Raw genomic sequence first — 22,504 nt, forward strand, 5'->3', positions numbered from 1 at the left:
GTCGCGGATCCGGCCCGTCGGCCTGGTAGTTTCTTGTCGCTGGGCCCAGTGGGGGACGTATGGCAACCCCGGCGGAGTCGCTCGCGGAACCGGCCGTCCTCGCACACACGAAGCGGCGGCTGTTCCCCGACGAGACCGAGGGGTCGTACGCGGTCGTGGACACGCAGTTCGCGCAGACGAACTGGGTCGCCGGCGCGGCCATCCCCGCCGAGGTGACCGAGACGCTCGCGCCGTTCAACCACGTGCGGGTCGGGTCGGGCTACCCGGACCTCGTCGGAGTGCGGGCGCTCGAAGCCGACCTCCTCGCGGTCGAGCGCTTCGGTGACACCCCACCGCTGGTGGCCGTTGAGGCGAAGGGCTACACCGAGGCCGGCGGCGTCGACGTCGAGCGCGGCATCGTCCAGGCGTACGACCGGCTGCACGAGGCCAACGCGGCGTACGTCGCCGCGCCCGCACGGTCCATCTCGCAGTCCGACCGCACGCTGGCCCGGGAGCTGAACGTCGGCGTGCTCGGCGTCGAGAAGTCGGGGTCGGTCGCCACGCTCGAACTCCCGCGCGTCGTCGGTAACCGGACCGCGGGCGAGGCGACGGCCATCCGCTTCCAGGCGAGTGCGCAGGGGGTCGCCGACCAGTCGTTCGGTCTGAACCACCCGAAGAACTACCTCGCGTACCCGCTCGCGCTGGCCCAGGACGGCGACACCGAGTCGTTGCTGGCAGAGCACGTCGTCGCCGCCACCGACAGCGCCCGCGGTGGTGCATCGTTCCTCGGGCTGGTCGACCTCGGTGGGGCACGGGAGTCGCTCACGCCGCTCGGCCGCGAGGTCGTCCGGTTCGCCCGACGCGAGCACGACGACCTCGATTCTGCCATCCGGCGGTTCGCCGACTGGAAACGCTCCAGAACGCGGTTCTACGACCTCGCGCCGCGCTGGGGGCTCCTCACGCGGCGCGTCGTGTTCGACTACCCCGCAACGCAGCTGCTCGTCGAGGAGCTCCGGCACCTCCACGACGACGGGTTCCCCGAGCCGTCGCTCCCGCAGTTCGTCCGCTACCTGCACGAACTCCACCCGTCGTTCACCGTCGAGCTGTTCCTCCGCGGCGAGGAGGACGTCCGCGAGCGCGCGCTCACGACCGACGGCGAGCTCCGCGACGAACCCCTGCACGACGGGTCGACCTACCACTCCCCGACGGTGTTCCAGCTGAAGGCGCTGCTCTACCACGCCGGTATCCTCACCGAGCGCGGGAGGGAGCCCTCGCGGCTGACGCCCGACGAGGACGTGTGGGCACTTCGCGACCGGGCCTGAACCTCGGCGCTCCGCAGGTCCTCAGACCTCGACCGCCCACAGTCGGTAGTCCGCCGACCGGCCGTACACCTCGGTGAACACGTCGTCGACGAGCTGTGCGACCCGGTCGTCGTCGGTCCGCACCGTCAGTCGGGCGTGGGTGCCCTCGGCCTCGTCGGGGCTCACGAGCTCCTCGATGGTCGCCGACGGGTAGTCACGGACGAGCGCCTTCAGTCGGTCGAGCTCGGCGTCGGTGCAGTCGAGCGCGAGCGTGTCGTCGAAGTACTGCACCCACGGCGCGCCGTGGCCCTGCTCCGCGTCCGCCTCGTCGGGCTCGGTCGTCAGGGTGACGTACGGGCTCCCCCGTTCGCGGTGGGCGGCGAGCGCGTCGACGAACAACTTGCGGCGTTCCTCGGCGTCCGCAGCGTCGAAGCGGGTCATGACTCGGGCTTCGCGGGGCGGCTGGAAGAACGTGGCGTGTTCGGTTGCCGGGCGTTCTGGCTGTTCTCGGCGCTGTCTCCGTGGTACCCCTGCAGTCGGCAACGCTCCGACCACTCGACGGAACGCCCACCGACGGGCCGGGATACGAAAACATTACTTGCCGGCGAGAGAGGGTTCGGGTATGGCCCTCAGGACACCGCCGTTGCGCGGACGCCACGAGGAGGCCGGTGGGTCGTTCACGGACTTCGGCGGGTGGGAGATGCCCGTCGAGTTCGCGGGCATCCGCACCGAGCACGAGGCGGTCCGCGAGGCCGTTGGCATCTTCGACGTCTCGCACATGGGCGAGGTGGAGGTGTACGGCCCGGACGCCACGAAGCTGATGCAGCGGCTGACCACGAACGACGTGACGGAACTCTCGCCGGGTGACTCGCAGTACGCCTGCATCACCGACGAGGAGGGCGTCATCCTCGACGACACGGTCGTCTACCGGCGGCCCGACGAGGGCGAGACGCCGACGTACCTGTTCGTCCCGAACGCGGGCCACGAGGACTGGATGGTCGACCGCTGGACCGACCACCGCGACGAGTGGGGCCTCGACGCGACTGTCGACGACCGCACCGAGGAGTACGCGATGTTCGCGGTGCAGGGCCCCGACGCGGTCGATCACGTCAGGGAGGCCACCGAGAACGGTAGCGAGGTGGCGTCGCTGTCGCGGTTCACCGCGGCGACGGCGACCGTCGCTGGCGCGGACTGCCTGGTCGCCCGGACCGGTTACACGGGCGAGGACGGTTTCGAGCTCGTCGTGCCGTGGGACGCCGCCGCGGACGTGTGGGACGCGTTCGACGGCGTCGAGCCGTGCGGGCTCGGCGCGCGCGACACGCTCCGGCTGGAGGCGGGGCTGCTCCTCTCGGGGCAGGACTTCCACCACGAGGAGAACCCGCGCACGCCCTACGAGGCGGGCATCGGCTTCACCGTCAAGCTCGACACGGAGTTCGTCGGCCGGGACGCGCTGGAGGCCCAGAAGGAGCAGGGCGTCGACGAGAAGCTCGTCGGCATCCGCCTCGTCGACCGGGGCATCCCGCGCCACGGCTACGACGTGACCGACACCGACGGCGACGTCGTCGGGACGGTCACCAGCGGGACGATGAGCCCGACGCTCGACGAACCCATCGGACTCGCGTACGTACCGACCGACCTGGCCGACCCGGAGACGATGCTGCGCGTCGTCGTCCGGGAGCGCCCGAAGAAGGCCGTGGTCGAACCGCTCCCCTTCTACGAACGATAACATGAGCTTCGAGACACCCGACGACCGGCAGTACAACGAATCGCACGAATGGGCACTGCGCGACGGCGACACCGTCCGCGTCGGCATCAGCGACTTCGCCCAGGACGAACTCGGCGACGTGGTCTTCGTCGAGCTCCCCGACGTGGGCGAGGACGTGACACAGGACGAGGCGTTCGGCGTCATTGAGTCCATCAAGGCCGTCTCCGACCTCTACGCGCCCGTCTCGGGCGAGGTCACCGCGGTCAACGAGGACCTGTTCGACGCGCCCGAGATGGTCAACGAGGACCCCTTCGGTGACGGCTGGATGCTGGAGATCGCCATCGAGGACGAGTCCGAACTGGACGAGCTGCTGTCGGCCGACGAGTACACCGACCAGGTCGCCTGAGCGGTCGGTCGCGGCTTCCTCACCCGTTACTCGCTTCCTCGGAGCGTGCGGTCTGTCGACCGTAATCAGGCCCCGGGAACCGGCGAGCGCCGCCGGGAGCTGGCGCGGCGACAGCTGCCGAGATATGTACAGGAACGAGCCCAGAACTGGAGACTCGGCTTCGGTTGTATCCGTGTCCGTGCATACTACTCCGGTTCGAACCACGGTAATCATATGCCAGTAGCCCAAAGCGCGTTCCATGAAGCGAACCGAGGGACGCGGGTCAGTCGCGGACGGACACGACGGAGTGACACCATGAGTGGAGACCACACACCAGCGGGGAGCCCCTTCGCGCCGCACACCGCCGCCGACACCGAGGCGATGTTGGACGCCGTCGGCGTCGACAGCGAGGCGGAGCTCTTCGACATCCCGGACGGCGTCGGGTTCGACGGCGAGTTCGGCATCGAGCCACGGAGCGAGCGGGCGATACGGGCGGAGGTCGAACGGACCCTCGAGAGGAACGACGACCTGGTGGAGCTGCTCGGCCGGGGCCACTACAGCCACTACGTGCCCTCGCTGGTCGACCACCTCTCGCTGCGCTCGGAGTTCCTCACCTCGTACACGCAGTACCAGCCGGAGGTGACCCAGGGGTTCCTGCAGGCGCTGTTCGAGTACCAGTCGCTGCTCGTCGAGCTGACGGGCCTCGGCGTCGCGAACTGCTCGATGTACGACGCCGCGACGGCACTGGGCGAGGCCGCAACGCTCGCGGACCGCCTGCGACAGACCTCCGGGGCGCGTGTCCTCGTCCCGGAACAGCTCGCGGAGGGCCGCCGTGAGGTGCTCGCGAACTACGTCGGCGGTACCGACCTCACCGTCGAGGAGTACCCGATGGACGACGGCAACGTCGACGTCGAGGCGCTGGGGAACGCGCTCGACGAGTCGGCCGTCATGGTCTACGCCGAGAACCCGACCGTGCGGGGCTGCGTCGAGGAGTCGCTCGACGCCATCGGCGACCTCGCACACGACAACGAGGCCCTGTTCTGTCTCGGTTCGGACCCCGTCTCGCTCGCGCTCCTCCAGGAGCCCGCGAGCGTCGGCGCGGACGTGGTCGTCGGTGCCGCCGACGTGCTCGGACTGCCGACGAGCTACGGGATGGGCCTCGGCCTGTTCGCCACGCGCGAGGAGTACGTCCGGCAGGTGCCAGGGCGACTCGTCGGTGCGAGCACGGACGACACGGGGCGGCGGGCGTACACGCTGACGCTCCAGACCCGCGAACAGCACATCCGCCGCGAGCGCGCCACCTCGAACATCTGCACGAACCAGGCGTGGGTCGCGCTCCGGGCGGCCATCCACGCGGCGTCGCTCGGCCCCGACGGGCTGGCCGACCTCGCGAAGGAGTCCGTCACGGACGCGCAGGAACTCGCCAACCGCGTCACGGAGGTCGTCGGCGTGAAGGCACCGGTGCACGACCGCCATCACGTCCGCGAGTTCGTCGCCCACACCGACCAGCCCGCCCCCGCGGTCGCGTCGGACCTGGAGGACGAGGGCTACGCGGTCCACGTCCTCGGTGAACACCACGTCCAGCTGAACGCGAACGCACTCCCGGAGAGCGAGGTCGACGGGTTCGTCGACGCCCTCACGGAGGTGGCCCGATGAACTACGACCAGGCGCGCTGGACGGACGACGACGAGCGCTACGAGCCCCTGCTCTCGGAGAAGCACACCGACGAGGCCGACCTCGACGACGCGCCGCTGCCGGACGAGCTGACGCGTGACGCCCTCGAACTGCCCGACCTCTCCGAGCCCGAGCTCGCCCGGCACTACACGCGGCTCTCGGAGATGAACTACGGCGTCGACTCCGGGCCGTACCCGCTCGGCTCGTGTACGATGAAGTACAACCCGAAGTTCACCGAGGACGTGGCAGTGCTCGATGCGGCCGCGGTCCACCCCGACCGCTCGCCGGAGAGCGTGCAGGGCACCCTCGAACTCCTCTACGACCTGCAGGACTACCTCGGCCGCATCGGCGGGATGGACGCGGTGACGCTCCAGCCGCCCGCGGGCGCTGCCGGCGAGTTCACCGGCGTCCTCGTCGCGAAGGCGTACCACGAGCACAACGGCGACGAGCGCTCGGAGATCATCATCCCCGAGAGCGCCCACGGCACCAACTTCGCCAGCGCGGCGCTCGCTGGCTTCGACGTGGTCTCGCTGCCCGGCGGCGACGACGGGCGGGTCGACCTCGAGGCACTCGAAGCCGCGCTCTCCGACGAGACCGCGCTCCTGATGCTCACCAACCCGAACACGCTCGGGCTGTTCGAGCGCGACATCGAGGAGATCGCCGAGATGGTCCACGACGCGGGCGGCCTGCTCTACTACGACGGCGCGAACCTCAACGCGCTGCTCGGGCGCGCACGCCCCGGCGACATGGGCTTCGACATCATGCACTACAACGTGCACAAGACGTTCGCGACGCCCCACGGCGGCGGCGGCCCGGGAGCCGGCCCGGTCGGGGTCGTCGACGAGCTCGCGCCGTTCCTCCCGAAGCCTCAGATCGTCCAGACCGCCGAGGGCCGCTACGACTTCTTCGACCCCGAGCACTCCATCGGGAAGGTCCACGGCTACCTGGGCAACTGGCTCGTGCTCGTGAAGGCGTACGCGTACATCGCCCGGCTGGGCGATCCTGGGCTCTCGGACGCCAGTGCGAAGGCGGTTCTCAACGCGAACTACCTCGCCAGCCAGATCGAGTACGAGGTGCCGTACGGGCCGTTCCACCACGAGTTCGTCGCCAGCGCGGGCGAGCAGGACGCGGCCGACGTGGCCAAGCGGATGCTCGACTACGGCGTCCACCCGCCGACGACGAAGTGGCCCGAGATCGTCGGCGAGGCGCTGATGACCGAGCCGACCGAGATCGAGAACCGGAAGACGCTGGACCAGCTCGCCCACGCGTTCAACGCCGTCGCAGGTGAGGACGACGAGGCGCTCGCGGCCGCACCCGAACGGACGACCGCCCGGCGCATCGACCAGACCGCCGCCGCGCGCGACCTGCGGCTCTCCTGGCAGTCCCTCGACGGGGAGTAGTCGACGGGCTACAAAAATCGATTTCAGCGGAGATATACGTTCCTGCGGCCGGTACCCGGGACCGATGACGGACCAGAGCGACGACGTCCGTGTCGAGGGCATCGACCACGTCGAGTGCTACGTCCCGGACCGACGCGAGGCTGCGGAGTGGTATCGAAAGACGCTCGGACTGGAGACCAACGAGATGGGGTGGGAGTCCTACGGCCCGCTGATGGTCACGAGCGACGCCGGCGCGACCAACCTCGCGCTGTTCGAAGGGGACCCCTCGGGCGCGGAACCCGGGGTGGGCTTTCACCGGGTCGCGTTCCGCATCGACGGCGAGGGGTTCTTCGAGATCGTCGACCGGCTCACGGCGGACCCGACGGTCGATGTGGACGGCCGCGACGACGTCAGGGACCACACGTACTCCTTCTCGGTGTACTTCAGCGACCCGTACGGCAACCCGTTCGAGGTGACGACGTACGAGTACGCGTTCGTCGAAGAAGCGCTGAGCGTCGACGGGCCCGGTCCCTCCGGATGACCCGTCGGCCGGGGGACGACAGCTCCCTTCTCGTCTACTCGAACAGCGCGATGGCCTCCCCGTAGCGCCGGGTCGGCTCCTGCCAGTCGACCACGGCGAAGAATGCGTCGACGAAGTCGCCGCGGGCCGGGCCGTAGTCGTGGTAGTACGAGTGCTCCCAGACGTCGAGCGCGAGGATGGGGTGTGCGCCCCACAGTGCGCCCTGGTCGTGCTTGTCGACGACGACGTTCCGGAGCTGCTCGCTGTGGGAGTCGTAGACGAGCAGCGCCCAGCCGCCGGCGGCCGAGGCAGCCGCCTCGAACTCGGCCTTCCACGCGTCGTAGGAGCCGAAGTCGGCTTCGATGCGGTCCCGGAGCGCGCCCTCGGGCTCGTCGCCGCCGTCGGGCCCCATGCAGTTCCAGAACAGGTCGTGGAGGATGTGCCCGGAGCCGTTGTGGGTGACGTTCCGCATCGCGCCGGCGGAGCCGTCGGTGGTCCCGGCGTCGCGGTTCGCCGCGAGCGTCTCTTCGGCCGTATTCCAGCCGTCGACGTAGCCCTGGTGGTGGGTGTCGTGATGCCAGCGGAGGACCTGCTCGCTGACGTGCGGTTCGAGGGCGTCGTAGTCGTACGGTAGCGGATCGAGTTCGTAGTTCGCCATTGCAGACCCTGCTACCGGCGCGACGGGAATATATGTTAGCTGAAATAAATTTTGGTAGCTCGACCGACGTACCCGGTGGTGGTGACGCGGCCGACCGGACCAGGGAGCAACCCCATTTGCTATCGCGCTATATGGTTTACAAGGGGGTTGCGACGGGTGAGTCGGTCGGGGAACAGCCGCTGGCGGGGGATTCGGGGGCAAAAACGGCCCAGCTGGGGCTCGGCGGGGATGACGCGGCAGAGGAGTCGGGTCGCTCGCTAGCTCAGGCTTCGCTCGTGTCGACGTTACCGTTGATCTTCACGAAGCCGTAGTCGCACTCGGTGCAGTGCCACTTGACCTTCTCGCCGAGGTGGACGTGCGTGCTCGCGGCGCGATAGAAGGTGACGTCGCTCTCGCAGTCGGGACAGTAGTGTTCCGTCTCCAGGCTCATGCGAGCCACTCCGTGGGGACGGGACTTTATTGATTCGAAGCGCGCTCAGCCGAACAGCTCGTCCAGGTCGACCTCGTTCTCGTCGTCCGCAGGACCAGGGCGGTCGGTGCGCTCGACCGACACGCCGTCGACGAACCGGTCGAACGCCGCCGTCTCGACACCGTCGGTCGTCGCCGCCGGCTCGGTGTCGGCCAGCGCCATCACTTCCTCAGGGGACTCCTCCGGAAAGGTCTCGAACAGTTCCTCGGGCGCAGCGCGCTGGTCTGGGAGCGACATGACGTTGTATGCGGACGACTACCACATTAATCTACGTCAGACGTCTGACGTACGGGGGTGTCGCCGCGCGCGTGGTGGGGTCCGTGACACCAGTCACGGCATGGCGGCTGTGGTCGGATGGGCTGCGGGGGTTCGATGGGCACGACGACAGGACTCCGATCGAGTGGGCTTCGAGTCGGGGTTGCGACGGGGCGGACGGACTGGCAGTGGGGGCGCGGCGACGGCCCGGCCATCCCAGCTCGGGTAGCGGCTGGGTTCTCCGGCGGTGTGGCCCGTCTCCGGACCTCCGGGTTCAATTCGACGCTGTACGCTCAGTTCGGGGTCGCTGCGGAGCGTCCCGGTCTGGCTAGCCCAGCAGACCATAAACCAAATAGCACGATACCAAATGCCTCCCGCCTGCCCGTTCGCGGCCGGAGTTAAGTGGGTCTCGCCCGAACCGCCGGACATGAAGATATACACGGGCCGTGGCGACGACGGTATGACCGACCTGCGCGACATGTCCCGCGTCTCGAAGACGAGCCCACGCATCGAGGCGTACGGGACCGTCGACGAGCTGAACGCGCTCGTGGGGACGGTCCGACCGACGGGTCACGACGACATCGACGAGAAGCTCGCCGGCGTGCAGAACCACCTCCACGTCGTGCAGGCCGACTTCGCCAACCCCGACCCGGAGGAGGACGACCCGATGATCACGTCGGAGCACGTCGACCAGGTAGAGGCGTGGATCGACGCCTACGACGACGAGCTGGAGCCGCTCCAGTCGTTCATCCTGCCGACGGGCAGCGAGAAGGGGTCGCGACTCCACCACGCGCGCACGGTGTGCCGGCGGGCGGAACGCCGCGCGGTCGCGCTGGCCGCCGACGCACAGGCGAACGAGGACGCCATCCAGTACCTGAACCGGCTGTCGGACGGGCTGTTCGTCTGGGCTCGCGTCGTCAATGCCCGTGACGGCGTCCCCGAGGAAAGTCCGACCTACTGACCGCCGTCCGCGCGTTCGTAGACGACCATCCCGCCGCGTTCGTTGCGCTCGACCGCGCCGCGCTCTTCGAGCACGTCCAGGTGGCCGATAGCCTCGCTCATGCCCGAGAACTGCTCGGTCACGGGGAGGTCGTCGAACAGCCCCGCCATCACGTCGACGGCGGTCGTCGGGTCATCGACCAGTTCGAGCACGGCGGCGGTCCGCTCCTCGTGTGCGTCGAGTATCTCCCGGATGCGCCCCGCCGGGTCGGTGATGACTTCGCGGTGGCCGGGGAGCAGCCGGTCGTAGCCGGCGTCGCGCTGGCGCTCCAGACAGTCGTTGTACCGGGGGAGCACGTGTGGGCGCTCGCCGCCGGGTTCTTCGGGCGGCTGAAGGAACGGGTTGGGTGTGATGTCCGGCAGGACGTTGTCGCCGACGATGCAGACGGAGTCGCCGTCGTCCTCGTAGGTGTACGTGAGTTCGCCCGGTGCGTGGCCGGTGACCTCGTCGACGGTGAGGCTGATGCCAGCGACGGTCACCGTATCACCCGCAGCGAGCGTCTCGTCCACCTCGACGTCGGGAGCGTAGTTGAGGAACGCCTCGGGGAGCTCGGTGACGGTGTCCGCCGTCGACGCGGACATCCCGTTGCGCTCGAAGAAGTCGGTGAAGAACTCGCGCTCGTAGGCCCAGCGCCCTGCGAAGTCGCCGACGATCTCGGCACAGGGTTCGCTTGCGTACACTGTCGCACCCCGCTCGGCGAACCGGTGAGCACTCCCGAAGTGGTCGGGGTGGGGGTGGGTCACCAGGACCTGCTCGACGTCGTCGGGGGTCAGGTCGTGCGCCTCCAGCGCGGTGAGGAGTTCGGCCCAGGCCTCCTCGCCGTCCGGACCGGGGTCGACCAGCGTGCGCCCGGCGAGGTAGGCGTTGATGGGGCCGACCTGGAAGGGGGTCGGAATCGGATACCGCTCGAACATACTCGGGAGTGAGCCCTCTCGGTGGTAAACCCTTGGGCCTCGGCGAAAACGGTGGGTCGGCGGGACAGGCAGGAGCGGGGTCCGGGTGATGCCCACGGGCCCCTGGCGCGTCGGTGCGCGTCTGTGGCATGTGTGGCTATGGGAGTCCAGACGGCGGCTGTGGCACGGTGTGGATCCTCGCCGACCGCAGTTTTAGGTCTGCCTAACAATAACAAAAAGCTGCCGGTTTCGGCCGACCTAAAAGTGGCTGGTTCTGACCTTGCATCGGCGACACATATATAGCTCGCTCCAGCGTACTCTCGTCTATGAACCGCCACTTCAGAGACGCCCGATACCACGCCCGACGCACCGCCGAAGAACTCTACGCTGGCGTCGAGATGGAGCTCGAACCCGTCCGCGAACGCGTCGAAGCGCGTATCGACGAGTACCGCGGCGTCGAGGAGCCGGAACCCGAGCCGACCCGAACCAACCGTGTCCGGAAGGTCGGCGCAAACGCCCGCGAACGCCTCGGCGGAATGCCCATCAGCCGGTAACCCGGAAGGCAACCCTTAAGTTTCGGAACCGGGTAGCGACAGGTGTCGCGGGTTGGTGGTCTAGTCCGGTTATGACACCTCCTTCACACGGAGGAAGTCGGCAGTTCAAATCTGCCCCAACCCACTGAGTTTCTTACCGCTGCTTCAGGAGGAGTGGATACGCCGTCGCTCTCGCGGTTGGATACTCCTGGGCGAGTTGGAGAGGTCACGGCGACGCGCAGGAGCAGGCCGAGGTCCATCTCAGTGACCGGTGTCCAATCTCACGACCGCCGACCCCGACCGGGCCCGCGGTTGATCTGCTGGAACGACTCCAGTACGTTGTCGAAGTCGGCCATCGTCCGGCGAAGCTGACCCTCCAGTTCGTCGACCTCGTCGCGGAGCGCCCGGAGGTCGGAGGTGTCGTCGAGGACGCCGGGGCCGTGTTCGAGTTCGAGGAGGGTGCGCTTGGTGGACAGCTGGAGGAAGCGCCGGAGGTCGTCGCCGTGCTCCCGTGCGGCCAGCTGTTGTTCGATGACGGCGACGAGGTCGTCGGCCTGGACGGGTTTGCAGACGTAGTCGTCGAACGACAGCTCGAGAATCTCGAAGTCGGGGTCGACGGCGGTGACGACGACGATGGCAGGGTCCTCGTCGCGGCGTTCGAGCCGTTCGAGCACTTCGTCGCCGGAGCAGCCCGGCATCCGTCGGTCAAGCAGGACGACGTCGACGCCGTCGAGCGCGCCGAGGACGTCCTCGCCGTCGTAGACGGTCCGGACGTCGTACTCGTTCCGGAGCCAGAGTGTGTACATGTCGGCCAGTTTCTCCTCGTCGTCGACGACGAGGACCGTCGGTCGCTCGGTGTCGTCCCCGGGCATCACTGGCCAGTACGAGGATTGTCACCGAGTTATACTTTATTGCAAAATCGTGTGTCGCTGTCGCCGTCTCCCCTCTTCGAAGTGGTCGAGGAGCAGTCGTCGTGCTGTGCTATCGCGCCGGAATCACGCGAGCGACGCGTTCTTGTCGGTCGCATCGTCGTCGACGGCGTCGGTCGTCGTCTCGATGTCCTCGACGTCGTTCGCGGACGCCTCGTCCGAGCCGGACTTCGTGGACACTGTGGACTCCTTCGCGGCCTTCAGTTCGCGCTCTACCTCTTCGCGACCCTTCTGGAACTCCCCCATCGCCTCACCGCTGGATCGTGCGAGCTTCGGCAGTTTGTCCGCGCCGAAGAGCAGGATGACCAGCAGGAAGATGAGTACGATCTCCGGGCCGCCGATTCCCCCAATGAACAGCGGTATCATCATGGCTCTAACCGAACGGTAGTAGGGTGTGTGAGCAGATAAACATATCGTAGGTGATAGTTGTGTCGCCGGGATGCACAGCTTTACGTCGGGAACGGCGCAACCGAGCGACGACGCGATGGAGACGGAACACGCCTGCACTGTCGGCGACGCCCGCGACATGACGACGCTCGCGACCGACTCGGTCGACCTGGTCGTCACGTCGCCGCCGTACCCGATGATAGAGATGTGGGACGAGACGTTCGCGTCGCTGAACCCGGCCATCGGCGACGCGCTCGACGACGGCGACGGCGAGCGGGCGTTCTCGCTGATGCACGACGAGCTGGCGGCGGTGTGGGCGGAGCTCTCCCGGGTGGTCCGCCCCGGCGGCATCGTCTGCTGCAACGTCGGTGACGCGGTCCGCACGCTCGACGGGAGCTTCTCGCAGTACCCGAACCATGCCCGGGTCACCGCTGACATGCGCGAGCTCGGGTTCCGGCCGCTGCCCGACGTGCTCTGGCGCAAGCCCACGAACAAGGCGAACAAGTTCATGGGGTCGGGGATGCTCCCGACGAACGCCTACGTCACCCTCGAACACGAGTACGTGCTGGTGTTCCGCAATGGTGCGGACACCAGACCGTTCGAGCCCGGGGCGGACCGGCGCTACGAGAGCGCGTACTTCTGGGAGGAGCGCAACGACTGGTTCTCCGACGTCTGGACGGACCTCACGGGGGCCATGCAGGACCAGCACGTCGACGACGCGGTCCGGAGCCGCTCCGCGGCGTTCCCGTTCGCGCTTCCCTACCGGCTCGTGAACATGTACTCCGTCTACGGCGACACGGTGCTCGACCCGTTCTGGGGCACCGGTACGACCACGTTGGCGGCGATGCTCGCCGGCCGGGACTCCCACGGCTACGAGCTGGATGCGGGCTTCGCGGCCGCGTTCGACGACCGGCTCGAGGACCTGCCGGCACGCTCGCGTGCGCTCATCGACGAGCGTCTCGACGCACACCGTGCGTTCGTCGAGGCCTGTCGTGAGGAGGGTGACACGCTCGGCTACGACGCCGAGCACTACGAGTTCCCGGTGCGGACGAAGCAGGAGCGTCGCATCCGCTTCTACGAGGTGGCCGGGGTCGAGCGGACCGGCGACGGCTACCGGGTGTCGTACGACCCACGGTGATCGCTGCTCAGAGCAGCGTCGCGAGCACGAACAACGCGAGGGGGACGCCCGTGACGACTGCCGCCCTCGGTCGGTCGACGTCCGCCTCGACGGCGAGCCCCGCCGAGAGGATGTGCAGCTGCCAGGCGGCGGTGAGCACCGTTGCGAGGGCGATGTACGGTTCGACGGGGGCGATGGCGGTCCTGACCGCTTCGGGGGCGCTCTCAAGGTTCGTGATCGTCACGTCCGCGAGCGCGAACTGGATGGCGACGAGTCCGGCCGCGAGTCGCCCGAACTCCGGTACGGCCACCCAGCCGGCGATCGAGAACGAGCCCGAGAGGCTGGTGTCACCACCGGCGAGCACCCCACCGAGGTACACCGTGACACCGCCGGCGAGCCAGAGCAGGAACGGGGCGACCACCACCGTACCGATGAACCCGTTGGCGGCCTCCCGGACGAGCGAGCCGGCGTCACGCTCGATTTCGGCGGGCTCGTCGCAGCCTTCGGTGGCCGGGGAGTCGTTGCCGAAGGCGTCGCAGATGCCCTGGGGCGGGCGGTCCGGGTTGTCGACCATCACGGTCCCCTGCACAGCACCGGCGAGGATGCCGGCCATGACGGTGACGCCGACGGCCAGTGCGATGGCGAGGCCGACGACGGCGAGCGCCGCGACGGGTAGCGTCGAGGCTGTCCCGCGGTCCTCGAAGAACGCTCGTGGGTCCAACAGGAACTGGCGGACGGCGGCGAGCACGGAGTGGAGGGCTGACATCGACCGGGGGTTCGGCGACGGTCCCTGAAAACCTTCTCCTTCTCCGAACAGGTCAGATTATGTACCACTGCCGGAGCAGCACGCCGATGGCGTGGAACGCCCGGAAGCCCATCCCGAATGCGACGCCCGCCGGGACGATGCCGAGGAGGGCCGCTCGCTGGCGACCGAGGTCGTGACGGACGGTCAGCCCGACGACGTAGAGCCCGATGGCCCACAGGCCGACCACGGACCGGACGTAGGGGTTCGGGACGCCCGCGACGACGCAGGGCGCGGTCGCATAGCAGAGTATCTGGACGGTCTCGCTCACGCCACCGCGGTCGGGCGCGAACGGAGCCAGCAGTACGGTCTGGAGTGCCGCGAGCAGGTGGACCGCCGCCGGGGCCACGAGCAACACCGCGACGCCGAGCCAGAGCGCGGCCGAGAGCGGCTCGCTCCCGGCGACGACCGGGTAGGCGTCGTCGACGAGCGCGAACCGCACGCTCTCCTCGACGAGCACGACGACCATCGCGAACACGAGCCCGGGGGCCTGGTCCGACGGGGCGATGCCGTTCGCGAAGAAGCGTCGCGGTCGGAGGAGGACCTCGGCCCACGCACGGGCCAGCCCGCTCGGGCCGCGGGCACGCCCACCCTCCGGGTCTTCGGTCCACTGGGTCATGTCAGTCGTTCCTGAGCGTGTGACAGCTGCGACAGCGCGCCTCGTAGGACTCCTCCGCACCGACGACGATGGTCGGGTCGTCGCGGTGGGCGGCCTCGCCGTCGACGAACCGCTGGGTCCGCGTCGCCGGCTCGCCACAGACCGCACAGATGGCCTGCAGCTTCTCGACGTACTCCGCGGTGGCGAAGAGCTGTGGCATCGGCTCGAACGGCTCGCCGCGGTAGGTCTGGTCGAGCCCGGAGACGATGACCCGGCGACCCTCGGCGGCGAGATGGTCGCAGACCGCAACGAGCGTCTCGTCGAAGAAGTTGCCCTCGTCGACCGCGACGACCTGCTCGCCGTTCAGCCCCTCGACGATGTCCCAGACGCCCTCGCCCTCGGACTCGACGGCGACGGCGTCCCAGCTCCGCCCCTCGTGTGATCCCACGGTGTCCGTGCCGTACCGGTCGTCGAGCGCGGGCGTGAACACCGCAACGTCCTGTCCCGCGATCTCGGCGCGTCGGAGGCGTCGGAGCATCTCCTCGGTCTTCCCCGAGAACATGCTGCCCGTGATGACCTCCACCCACCCGCTGTTCGTGATGGCGTGCATCTGCACGGAACCGCGTGAGCCGACACTAAAGACGTTACTCTCTCGGGCCGGTGGTCGCGTTCCGGCATCGGAAGTTTACAATTACTGTAAACCCCGGGCCCGGTGAGTGTCGACATCGCCGGACCAACCGGGTGGCGTGGTTCCTCCGACGATGTGACCGTCCACTCGGCCGTCTCCAGACCAACGTCACTCCGCGCCGACGTTCTCCTGACTCTCGAAGGACGCCGGGTCGGGCTCGATGTTCGCGTACTGCACCGCACGGGTCCCGAGCGTCGCCACGCGCTCTGCCAGCTTCTCGTCGACGAACGCGCCGTCGTCGAACGCCTGGTACGCCTGCGGGATGGCCGCCTGGTGCGGGATGACCCAGGCGTTGAGCGCGCGACAGACCGACCGGAGGTGTTCGAGCGCGGTCACCGGGAAGTGGCCGCCCGAGACGGCGAGCAGGCCGACGGTCTTGTCCTCGAACTCGTCGAACCCGCAGTAGTCGAGCGCGTTCTTCAGCGGGGTGGCGTACGAGCCGTGGTACATCGGCGTGCCGAGCAGGACGGCGTCGGCCTCCCGGACCGTCCGCGTCAGCCCGGGCGCGTCGCCGGCCACGTCGTCGTCGGCGTCGTACACCGGCAGGTCGTACTCGCGCAGGTCGACCAGCTCGGTGGCTGCGCTGGCGTCCTCGGCGGCCGATAGTGCGTGGCGGAGCGCCTTCCGGGTGTAGCTGCCGTCCCTGAGACTGCCGCAGATGGCGATGACGGAGAGGTCCTCGTCTGTCGACATAATCGATCGGAGGACTCCCGCGGTGAAATAGGTAGGTGACGGCGCGTCACCCCTTATATCTCTTCCCTTGGTTTCGAGTGCCGAGTCGCAGGCCGACTCCGGGGTCGATTCTGTTGCGAGGTTTATGCGACCAAAACGGGTACTACCGTCTATGAGCACCCCCGACACCAGCTACGAACACGGGGCCGGAAGCCCTGCCGAAGAGTTAGTCCGTCCGACCGAGGCACGAGGCGATATCGCGGTGCGCGCTGCCCGGTATCCGTTGAAACTCGCGAAACACGCCCTCTGGCGAGCCGTTGTGGCCAACAAGGGCCTGTCACGAAGCGTTCTACCTGCGGTGTTCCGGCCGGCGACCGCACTCGTACCGGGACACCATTCGGGGGATATCCGTCACGAGAATGGTCGCTGGTGGCTGGACGTCGACGGGAACCGCACGTACGCACTGCCGGACTTGGCGAGCAACGCGACGAACCTGAAGCAGGGGACCGTCGCCCGGCTGCTCACGGTCGGATTCGGGAACGATAGGATGGTCAGACGGTACGAACTTCCCGGATTCGTCGAGCTCGAACCCGAGGACGTGGTCGTCGACGTCGGCGGCTACGTCGGGACTTTCGCCGCTTTCGCTGCCGGCCGAGCGGACATCGTCTACTCTCTCGAGCCGGACCCGCTGAACTTCAGCTGCCTCGCGCACAACGTCGCCGACCGCGGCGATATCTACCCCCGTGAGATCGGGCTCTGGTCCGAGGCGGGCACGATGGCCGTCGCGCCAGTCGCCGATGCCTCCGACGCCCATCTCTGCGAGGAAGGAACCCTTGAGGTTGACGTGACGACGCTCGAACGCTTCGCCGCGAAGGAAGAAATCGATGAAATAGACTTCCTGAAACTCGACGCCGAGGGGTTCGAGCAGCCCGTCCTCGAAGGGATGGGCGACCTGTCCGTGCGCAAACTCGGCGTCGACTGCGGGGAAGGTGAGGGCGACAACACCGACGAGATACGGGCGCTGCTGGAGGCACGCGACTACAGGGTTCGGACGAAAGGACACCTGCTGTACGCCCGGCTGTAGCTCAAAGCGATATCTCGCTCGCCTGCTCGCGGTAGGATTCGAACTCCTCGCGGAGCCACGCGACCGCGTTCGGGCTCGTGTTCCGCACCACGACCTGCACGCCGTTCTCGGTGTAGATGCCGAAGCTCGCCTCCGTCGTCCCGTCCTCGTGGTCGACGAGCATCAGCCCCAGCGGCGGGAGCTCGTCGATCTGGTAGATGGTGACGCCGTCGGCGTCCTCCATGATGTAGTCCGCGTACGTCGTCGCCAGCTCGGTCAACGCGTCGGCGCTGAACACCAGCTCCGTCTCCAGGCCGTCCGTCTCGATGCGCTCGTTGAACGCCTCGACGTACGCGCCGTGGACGGCCGGCGAGACGCCCCGCACCCGCTTCGCCGTCGAGACCAGGTCGACCGTCTCCTGCATCGCCTTGTCGGGCGCGTGGATGTCTGACTGTGTCACCTCGCAGCCGACGAACATCTCGGGCGGGACGAGGTCCGACCGCGGCAGCGTCGAGAGCCACTCGTCCACCTCGCAGATCGCGTCGACCGCGTGTTCGAACTCGTGGAACTGGTCGACGACGAGCCGGCCCGATACCGTCAGCTCGAAGCCGCGGTCGCCGCGGTCGACCAGCCCGGCGAGCTCCAGCTCGCGGATGGCCCGTCCGACCGTCGACCGTGCGACGTTGCAGTCGGCCGCCAGCTCGGGTTTCTCCTTCGGTTCGTCGTACAGCGACGCGAGGAACGGCCTGCGCTTCGAGAGAAGCTTCAACACTTCGCCTACGTCATCGGCCCCCATACCACGAACGTAACGGTCGATTGGTATACAGATTACGGCATCCCGACGGTCACTCGCGCCGGCCCCAGACGGCTTTCCCGTGGTCGAGCCGGACGGCACAGCTGCCGTCGACCGGCAGGCTCCGTCCTTCGGTCCACGCGGAGGAAAACACGCGCCGGGCTCGACGACGAGCGGTGGGTAAAAACGGTTTTTGAGCTTGGGATAGTTGAAAGTCCCCCCGGGTCCAACGTAGAGGCGTGCCCCGCGGCGCTCCGGCCCTCCCGGCCGAAGCCGACCCACGCTAGTCGTTGCCCCAGTGGGTTGCCAACCGACCCGTCCACACCGCCCTGCGTCCGGGGCACTGCCCGACCCCGCGCCCTGTCGGTCCCCGCAGCTCGCACCCACTTCCCGGTGCACTGCCCTCCCGCCATCCATCTGCCACGCCGGAGTCGCCAGCCCACGAACTCCGGCGGGCTCCGTTCGCTACTCCGATACTGCCGAGAGAACCAGCGTCGTCGTCGTCGACGCGAACGGGACGCCGAGAAACGGCGTCGACCCCGCCTACTCGATCACGACGAGCACGTCGCCCATGTCGACGCTCTGGCCCTCCTCGATGGCGATCTGGGTGACCGTGCCGCCGCGGGAGGCGACCACGTCGTTCTCCATCTTCATGGCCTCCAGCACGACGAGCACGTCGCCCGCCGCGACCTCGTCGCCCTCGTCGACGTCGACGGAGAGGATGGTGCCCTGCATCTCGGCGTTGACCGTCTCGCCGTCGCCCTCGACGTCGACGCCGCCACCGCCGGACGCGGCGCTCCCGCCGGAGCCGCCGTCACCGCCACCGCTGCTGCCGCCCCGCGGGCCGCTCGTGCCGCCGACGGGCATCGCGCCGCGCTCCTCCAGGTTGACGTCGAAGCGCTTGCCGTTGACCTCGACGGTGAACTCGCGCTCGACGACGTCCTCGTCGTCGCCCGCGCCGCCCGTGTCGGAGCCCCACTGCTCCTGGGCCTCGGCGATGCGGTCGTGGTCGAGGTGCTCGTCGAGGTACTTCGTCGTGTGCGTGCCAAGGACGAACTCCTGGTCCGAGAGCATCAGCCGGTGGAACGGCATGATGGTCGTCACGCCCTCGATGTCGTACTCCCGGAGCGCGCGCAGGGAGCGCTCGATGCACTCGTCGCGGTCGCTTCCCCACACGACGAGCTTCGCGATCATCGAGTCGTAGTCGGTGACGATTTTGTCGCCCTGCCGGAGCGCGTCGTCCAGCCGGACGCCGATGCCGCCCGGCGGGTCGTACGTCGTGAGCTTGCCGCCCGGCGCGGGCGCGAACTCGTTGGCCGCGTTCTCGGCGTTGATGCGGAACTCCATCGCGTGGCCGGAGAGGTCGACGTCGTCCTGTGCGAAGTCGAGCTCCTCGTCTGCGGCGACCTTGAGCTGCCACTTCACGATGTCGATACCGGTGAGCTCCTCGGTGACGGTGTGTTCGACCTGGATGCGGGTGTTGACCTCGAGGAAGTAGAAGTTCGCGTCCGGACCGAGCACCTCACCGGCTGCGGCGTCGCGCTCTTCCTCCTCGACGAGGAACTCGAACGTGCCGGCGTTGTAGTAGCCGGCCGCGTCGGCACCGCGACGGGCGGAATCACCGATCTTCTCGCGGAGCTCGTCCGAGAGCGCGGGGCTCGGCCCCTCCTCGATGACCTTCTGGTGGCGGCGCTGGAGTGAGCAGTCGCGCTCGCCGAGGTGGCGGACGTTGCCGTGGTGGTCCGCGAGGATCTGCACCTCGATGTGGCGCGGGTTCTCGAGGTAGCGCTCGAGGTAGACGTTGTCGTTGTCGAAGTACGCCTCGCCCTCGCGCTTCGCGCTCTCTAACTGGTCGGCCGCCTCGTCGGCGCTCTCGACGATCTTCATGCCGCGGCCGCCGCCGCCGCCCTCGGCTTTGATGGCGATGGGGTAGCCGTGTTCCTCGCCGAACTCGGTGACCTCCTCGGGCTCTTCGACGGGGTCGGTCGTCCCGGGGACGATGGGCACGTCGGCCTCGCGCATCGTCTTCCGGGCCTTCGTCTTCTCGCCGAGTTGCTCCATCGCGTCGGCGGCGGGGCCGACCCAGGTGATGCCGTCCTCCGCTTCGACCTTGCTCGCGAACTCCGCGTTCTCCGCGAGGAAGCCGTAGCCGGGGTGGATGGCGTCGGCGTCGGCCTTCTTCGCGGCCTCGATGACGGCCTCGTGGTCGAGGTAGGAGTCCGCCGCGCGGGCGGGCCCGACGTTGTACGCCTCGTCCGCGTAGCGCACGTGGCCGGAGTTCTTGTCGGCCTCGCTGTAGACGGCGACGGTCGACACGTTCAGCTCCTCGCAGGCGCGCATGACGCGCACCGCGATCTCCCCTCGGTTCGCGACGAGAACCTTCCTGAACATTCTTGCCGAAAGCGTCTCGGACGACGCACCTTATTGTATCGATTCTTGCTACCCTGGTCAACCGGCGACCCCCCACCGGTTCACGGCCGACCGCTGCGCCGGTCGACGAGCCGCCCGAACACCGCAGATTCCGCCTTCCGAAGCAGGTTCGAGGCCGTCGACGGGGCACAGTCGAGCTCGGCTGCCACGACCTCGAGGTCTCCCTCGCGGGGGACGGTGTAGTAGCCGCACTCGACGGCGACCTCGACGGCCTCGCGCTGTCGCTCGGTCAGCGCGCCGACGAGCGACGGGCGGCGCGTGTCGTACTCGCCGATGCCGCGCACGTCGACCTCGAAGCTCTCGGGCAGGCTGTCGAGCATCGTCCGCAGGTCGTCGCCGTCGCCGATTATCGTCATCCCCATCGCGGCCTCCCGGTCGTAGACGATGGGCGGGACGACGACGAGCGAGAGCGCGGCGAAGGCGGCCCGCCAGTCCCGGTCGTCTGCCCGGGTCTCCTGGCAGGCGTAGACGTAGAACGACTCGTCATCCACGTCGGTGATGTCGTACCAGCGGATGGAGTCGACCCCGTCGATGACCGGCTCGTACCGCTCGCGGTCGGCGACGACGTAGAACAGCTCGTACTCGATGCCCTGCTCGTGGACCACGTGCCAGGTCTGCAGCTCCTCGTACCGCACCACGTCCTCGTGGCGGATGAACTCCTGCATCGGATGGAGCCACTCGTCCGGCTGTCGGATGCGCACGTCGAGGTACTTCACGACCCTCCACCACCATCGGCGACGACGGCCCGTTTCATCTGTTCGTTCGTGGTTCGGAGCCGTGCGTCTTTGTCGTTACTGCTGTGTGGACACTCCGACCGCCGTACGCATTTAAACGAACTAGACACGACGACGGAACCGCCATTCGCCGTCGCAGGCAATCTCCAGCTATGAGTGGTCAGTCGACCCACCACGGACACCGGCCGGTCGAGCGCCCGGACGACGGCGGCTTCCCGCCCGGCCCGGACGGCATCCCCGTCCTCGGCAACACCCTCCAGTTCACGAGCGACCCGCACGCCTTCTACGACGAGCTCGCCAGCTACGGCGACGTGGTCGGCTACAGCGTCGCCCGCCAGCGCATGACCACGGTGCTCCACCCGGACCTCGTCGAGCAGGTGCTCGTCACCGATTCGGACAGCTACGGCAAGTGGGACCTCTCCGACTTCGGCACCCAGTTCGCCCCCGACGGCCTGCTGTTCACCGAGGGCGAGCAGTGGCGCGAGCAGCGCACCCAGGCCCAGCCGGCGTTCCAGCTCGACCGCGTCCGGGGCTACGGCGACGCGATGGCGGGCTACGCACGGGAGCTGGTCGACGGGTTCGACGACGGCGAGACCATCGCCGCCAACGAGCGGTTCTCGGCGCTCACCATGCGCATCCTCGCGGACTCCCTGTTCGACCTCGACGTGGACGGCAGCGAGGCCGGTGCGGCCATCACCCGTGCTGCCGAGGCACTGAACGAGCGCGCCGACCCGGACGGTATCACGACGTTCGTGCCCACGTGGGTTCCGATGCCGTCGAACCGGCGGTACAAGCGGGCGATGGAGGCGTTCGAGGAGACGGTCGACGGGCTCATCGCCGAACGACGCGCCGCCGACACCGACGAGCACGACGACCTGCTCGCGATGCTCATGCGGGCCGGCGACGATGGACAGGGGATGTCCGACGCGGAGTTGCGCGACACGATGCTCACGTTCCTGTTCGCCGGCCACGAGACCACCGCCCTGGCACTCACCTACACGACGTACCTGCTCGCGGAGCACCCCGACGTGGCCGACCGACTGCGCCGGGAGGTCGACGACGCCGTCGACGGCGACACGCCCGACACCTTCGACGTGTTCGGTCTGGACTACCTCGACCGCGTCTGCAGCGAGTCGATGCGGCTTTACCCGCCGGCGTACGTCGTCTTCCGCGAGGCCCGCGAGGACGTGGAACTGGGCGGCTACGAGCTCCCCGCTGACACCAAGCTGACCCTCCCGCAGTTCCACATCCACCACGACGAGCGCTGGTTCGACGCGCCCGGCGAGTTCCGGCCCGACCGCTGGACCGACGAGTTCGAGGCCCAGCTTCCGGAGTACGCCTACTTCCCGTTTGGCGGTGGTCCCCGCCACTGCATCGGGATGCGCTTCGCCACCCTCGAACTGAAGCTCGTGCTCGCCACGCTCGTCCGTGACTGCCGGTTCGACTACCTCGGCGACGAGCCACCGGAGCCGAAGATGGGCGCGACGTACCAGCCCAGGGAGGACGTTCGGCTGCGGGTGACGAAGCGGGACTGACGCGA

Annotated in this window: 25 protein-coding genes and 1 tRNA gene; 12 read left to right on the forward strand and 14 right to left on the reverse strand. The window is 68.3% G+C overall.

From position 1 onward, the window contains the following. Window positions 1-59: 59 nt before the first annotated feature. Window positions 60-1,301, forward strand: a complete 1,242-nt coding sequence (locus NOW55_RS00985; protein WP_256398182.1) for a hypothetical protein — start codon at window positions 60-62, stop codon at window positions 1,299-1,301. Between the two features lie 21 nt (window positions 1,302-1,322). On the opposite strand, the gene NOW55_RS00990 is transcribed toward NOW55_RS00985, so the two are convergent. Beyond that, the gene (locus NOW55_RS00990) at window positions 1,323-1,721 is read right to left on the reverse strand and encodes a DUF7975 family protein (protein WP_256398183.1); all 399 of its coding nucleotides are present in this window, start codon (window positions 1,719-1,721) and stop codon (window positions 1,323-1,325) included. Between the two features lie 181 nt (window positions 1,722-1,902). On the opposite strand from NOW55_RS00990, the gene gcvT reads away from it, so the two are divergent. The 5 genes from gcvT to NOW55_RS01015 all read left to right on the forward strand — a co-directional run bounded on the left by gcvT (window position 1,903) and on the right by NOW55_RS01015 (window position 6,964). Next, window positions 1,903-3,006 carry a glycine cleavage system aminomethyltransferase GcvT gene (gcvT, locus tag NOW55_RS00995; RefSeq protein WP_256398184.1) on the forward strand — a complete coding sequence of 368 codons (1,104 nt, stop codon included), beginning with the start codon at window positions 1,903-1,905 and terminating at the stop codon, window positions 3,004-3,006. 1 nt (window position 3,007) lies between these two features. After that, window positions 3,008-3,391 carry a glycine cleavage system protein GcvH gene (gene gcvH, locus NOW55_RS01000; protein ID WP_256398185.1) on the forward strand — a complete coding sequence of 128 codons (384 nt, stop codon included), beginning with the start codon at window positions 3,008-3,010 and terminating at the stop codon, window positions 3,389-3,391. A gap of 294 nt (window positions 3,392-3,685) precedes the next feature. Next, complete coding sequence (gene gcvPA, locus NOW55_RS01005; protein ID WP_256398186.1) at window positions 3,686-5,026, forward strand: aminomethyl-transferring glycine dehydrogenase subunit GcvPA; 1,341 nt, start codon at window positions 3,686-3,688, stop codon at window positions 5,024-5,026. Beyond that, complete coding sequence (gene gcvPB / locus NOW55_RS01010) at window positions 5,023-6,444, forward strand: aminomethyl-transferring glycine dehydrogenase subunit GcvPB (RefSeq protein WP_256398187.1); 1,422 nt, start codon at window positions 5,023-5,025, stop codon at window positions 6,442-6,444. The genes gcvPA and gcvPB overlap by 4 nt, the downstream gene beginning before the upstream one ends. Window positions 6,445-6,508: 64 nt before the next feature. Further along, window positions 6,509-6,964 (forward strand): VOC family protein, encoded by a 456-nt coding sequence (locus NOW55_RS01015; RefSeq protein ID WP_256398188.1) that lies wholly within the window; start codon window positions 6,509-6,511, stop codon window positions 6,962-6,964. A gap of 34 nt (window positions 6,965-6,998) precedes the next feature. Here NOW55_RS01015 and sod read toward each other — a convergent pair whose 3' ends face one another. The 3 genes from sod to NOW55_RS01030 form a co-directional block, all read right to left on the reverse strand. Next, window positions 6,999-7,601 carry a superoxide dismutase [Mn] gene (gene sod / locus NOW55_RS01020; protein ID WP_256398189.1) on the reverse strand — a complete coding sequence of 201 codons (603 nt, stop codon included), beginning with the start codon at window positions 7,599-7,601 and terminating at the stop codon, window positions 6,999-7,001. A gap of 262 nt (window positions 7,602-7,863) precedes the next feature. Next, window positions 7,864-8,031, reverse strand: a complete 168-nt coding sequence (locus NOW55_RS01025) for a DUF7838 family putative zinc beta-ribbon protein (RefSeq protein ID WP_175526439.1) — start codon at window positions 8,029-8,031, stop codon at window positions 7,864-7,866. A gap of 45 nt (window positions 8,032-8,076) precedes the next feature. Beyond that, window positions 8,077-8,307 carry a hypothetical protein gene (locus tag NOW55_RS01030; RefSeq protein ID WP_256398190.1) on the reverse strand — a complete coding sequence of 77 codons (231 nt, stop codon included), beginning with the start codon at window positions 8,305-8,307 and terminating at the stop codon, window positions 8,077-8,079. Window positions 8,308-8,752: 445 nt separating this feature from the next. On the opposite strand from NOW55_RS01030, the gene NOW55_RS01035 reads away from it, so the two are divergent. Beyond that, entirely contained in the window at window positions 8,753-9,286 is a 534-nt protein-coding gene (locus NOW55_RS01035) for a cob(I)yrinic acid a,c-diamide adenosyltransferase (RefSeq protein ID WP_256398191.1), read from the forward strand. Here the strand turns inward: NOW55_RS01035 and NOW55_RS01040 are convergent. Continuing rightward, the gene (locus tag NOW55_RS01040) at window positions 9,280-10,239 is read right to left on the reverse strand and encodes an MBL fold metallo-hydrolase (RefSeq protein ID WP_256398192.1); all 960 of its coding nucleotides are present in this window, start codon (window positions 10,237-10,239) and stop codon (window positions 9,280-9,282) included. The two genes, NOW55_RS01035 and NOW55_RS01040, sit on opposite strands and share 7 nt — an antisense overlap. 305 nt (window positions 10,240-10,544) lie before the next feature. Here NOW55_RS01040 and NOW55_RS01045 point away from each other — a divergent pair, with 305 nt between their 5' ends. Together NOW55_RS01045 and NOW55_RS01050 are read left to right on the forward strand one after the other, a co-directional pair. Beyond that, on the forward strand, window positions 10,545-10,772 hold the full coding sequence (locus NOW55_RS01045) for a hypothetical protein (protein ID WP_256398193.1): 228 nt from the start codon (window positions 10,545-10,547) through the stop codon (window positions 10,770-10,772). Between the two features lie 49 nt (window positions 10,773-10,821). After that, window positions 10,822-10,896, forward strand: a tRNA-Val gene (locus tag NOW55_RS01050). Window positions 10,897-11,032: 136 nt separating this feature from the next. Here NOW55_RS01050 and NOW55_RS01055 read toward each other — a convergent pair. Both NOW55_RS01055 and tatA read right to left on the reverse strand, forming a co-directional pair. Beyond that, the gene (locus NOW55_RS01055) at window positions 11,033-11,623 is read right to left on the reverse strand and encodes a response regulator (protein WP_256398194.1); all 591 of its coding nucleotides are present in this window, start codon (window positions 11,621-11,623) and stop codon (window positions 11,033-11,035) included. Between the two features lie 123 nt (window positions 11,624-11,746). Further along, the gene (tatA, locus tag NOW55_RS01060) at window positions 11,747-12,049 is read right to left on the reverse strand and encodes a twin-arginine translocase TatA/TatE family subunit (protein ID WP_256398195.1); all 303 of its coding nucleotides are present in this window, start codon (window positions 12,047-12,049) and stop codon (window positions 11,747-11,749) included. A 115-nt stretch (window positions 12,050-12,164) separates the two neighbouring features. Here tatA and NOW55_RS01065 point away from each other — a divergent pair, with 115 nt between their 5' ends. After that, complete coding sequence (locus NOW55_RS01065) at window positions 12,165-13,205, forward strand: DNA-methyltransferase (RefSeq protein WP_256398196.1); 1,041 nt, start codon at window positions 12,165-12,167, stop codon at window positions 13,203-13,205. A gap of 7 nt (window positions 13,206-13,212) precedes the next feature. On the opposite strand, the gene NOW55_RS01070 is transcribed toward NOW55_RS01065, so the two are convergent. The 4 genes from NOW55_RS01070 to NOW55_RS01085 form a co-directional block, all read right to left on the reverse strand. After that, a complete protein-coding gene (locus tag NOW55_RS01070) occupies window positions 13,213-13,950 on the reverse strand; it encodes a YIP1 family protein (RefSeq protein WP_256398197.1) in 738 nt (245 codons plus the stop codon). A 52-nt stretch (window positions 13,951-14,002) separates the two neighbouring features. After that, the gene (locus tag NOW55_RS01075) at window positions 14,003-14,605 is read right to left on the reverse strand and encodes a YIP1 family protein (protein WP_256398198.1); all 603 of its coding nucleotides are present in this window, start codon (window positions 14,603-14,605) and stop codon (window positions 14,003-14,005) included. A 1-nt stretch (window position 14,606) separates the two neighbouring features. Beyond that, window positions 14,607-15,194, reverse strand: a complete 588-nt coding sequence (locus NOW55_RS01080) for a thymidine kinase (RefSeq protein WP_256398199.1) — start codon at window positions 15,192-15,194, stop codon at window positions 14,607-14,609. A 186-nt stretch (window positions 15,195-15,380) separates the two neighbouring features. Next, window positions 15,381-15,965 (reverse strand): NADPH-dependent FMN reductase, encoded by a 585-nt coding sequence (locus NOW55_RS01085; RefSeq protein WP_256398200.1) that lies wholly within the window; start codon window positions 15,963-15,965, stop codon window positions 15,381-15,383. A 151-nt stretch (window positions 15,966-16,116) separates the two neighbouring features. Here NOW55_RS01085 and NOW55_RS01090 point away from each other — a divergent pair, with 151 nt between their 5' ends. Then, window positions 16,117-17,028 (forward strand): FkbM family methyltransferase, encoded by a 912-nt coding sequence (locus NOW55_RS01090; protein WP_256398201.1) that lies wholly within the window; start codon window positions 16,117-16,119, stop codon window positions 17,026-17,028. Window position 17,029: 1 nt separating this feature from the next. On the opposite strand, the gene NOW55_RS01095 is transcribed toward NOW55_RS01090, so the two are convergent. The 3 genes from NOW55_RS01095 to NOW55_RS01105 form a co-directional block, all read right to left on the reverse strand. Continuing rightward, complete coding sequence (locus NOW55_RS01095; protein WP_256398202.1) at window positions 17,030-17,803, reverse strand: helix-turn-helix transcriptional regulator; 774 nt, start codon at window positions 17,801-17,803, stop codon at window positions 17,030-17,032. Window positions 17,804-18,343: 540 nt separating this feature from the next. Beyond that, window positions 18,344-20,191, reverse strand: coding sequence for an acetyl/propionyl/methylcrotonyl-CoA carboxylase subunit alpha (locus tag NOW55_RS01100; protein ID WP_256398203.1), 1,848 nt, complete (start codon window positions 20,189-20,191; stop codon window positions 18,344-18,346). 80 nt (window positions 20,192-20,271) lie between these two features. After that, on the reverse strand, window positions 20,272-20,946 hold the full coding sequence (locus NOW55_RS01105; RefSeq protein ID WP_256398204.1) for a helix-turn-helix domain-containing protein: 675 nt from the start codon (window positions 20,944-20,946) through the stop codon (window positions 20,272-20,274). Window positions 20,947-21,116: 170 nt separating this feature from the next. On the opposite strand from NOW55_RS01105, the gene NOW55_RS01110 reads away from it, so the two are divergent. Beyond that, window positions 21,117-22,499, forward strand: a complete 1,383-nt coding sequence (locus tag NOW55_RS01110; protein ID WP_256398205.1) for a cytochrome P450 — start codon at window positions 21,117-21,119, stop codon at window positions 22,497-22,499. The last annotated feature ends 5 nt before the right edge of the window (window positions 22,500-22,504 follow it).

Source organism: Haloarchaeobius litoreus (assembly GCF_024495425.1).
Taxonomy (GTDB): Archaea; Halobacteriota; Halobacteria; order Halobacteriales; family Natrialbaceae; genus Haloarchaeobius; species Haloarchaeobius litoreus.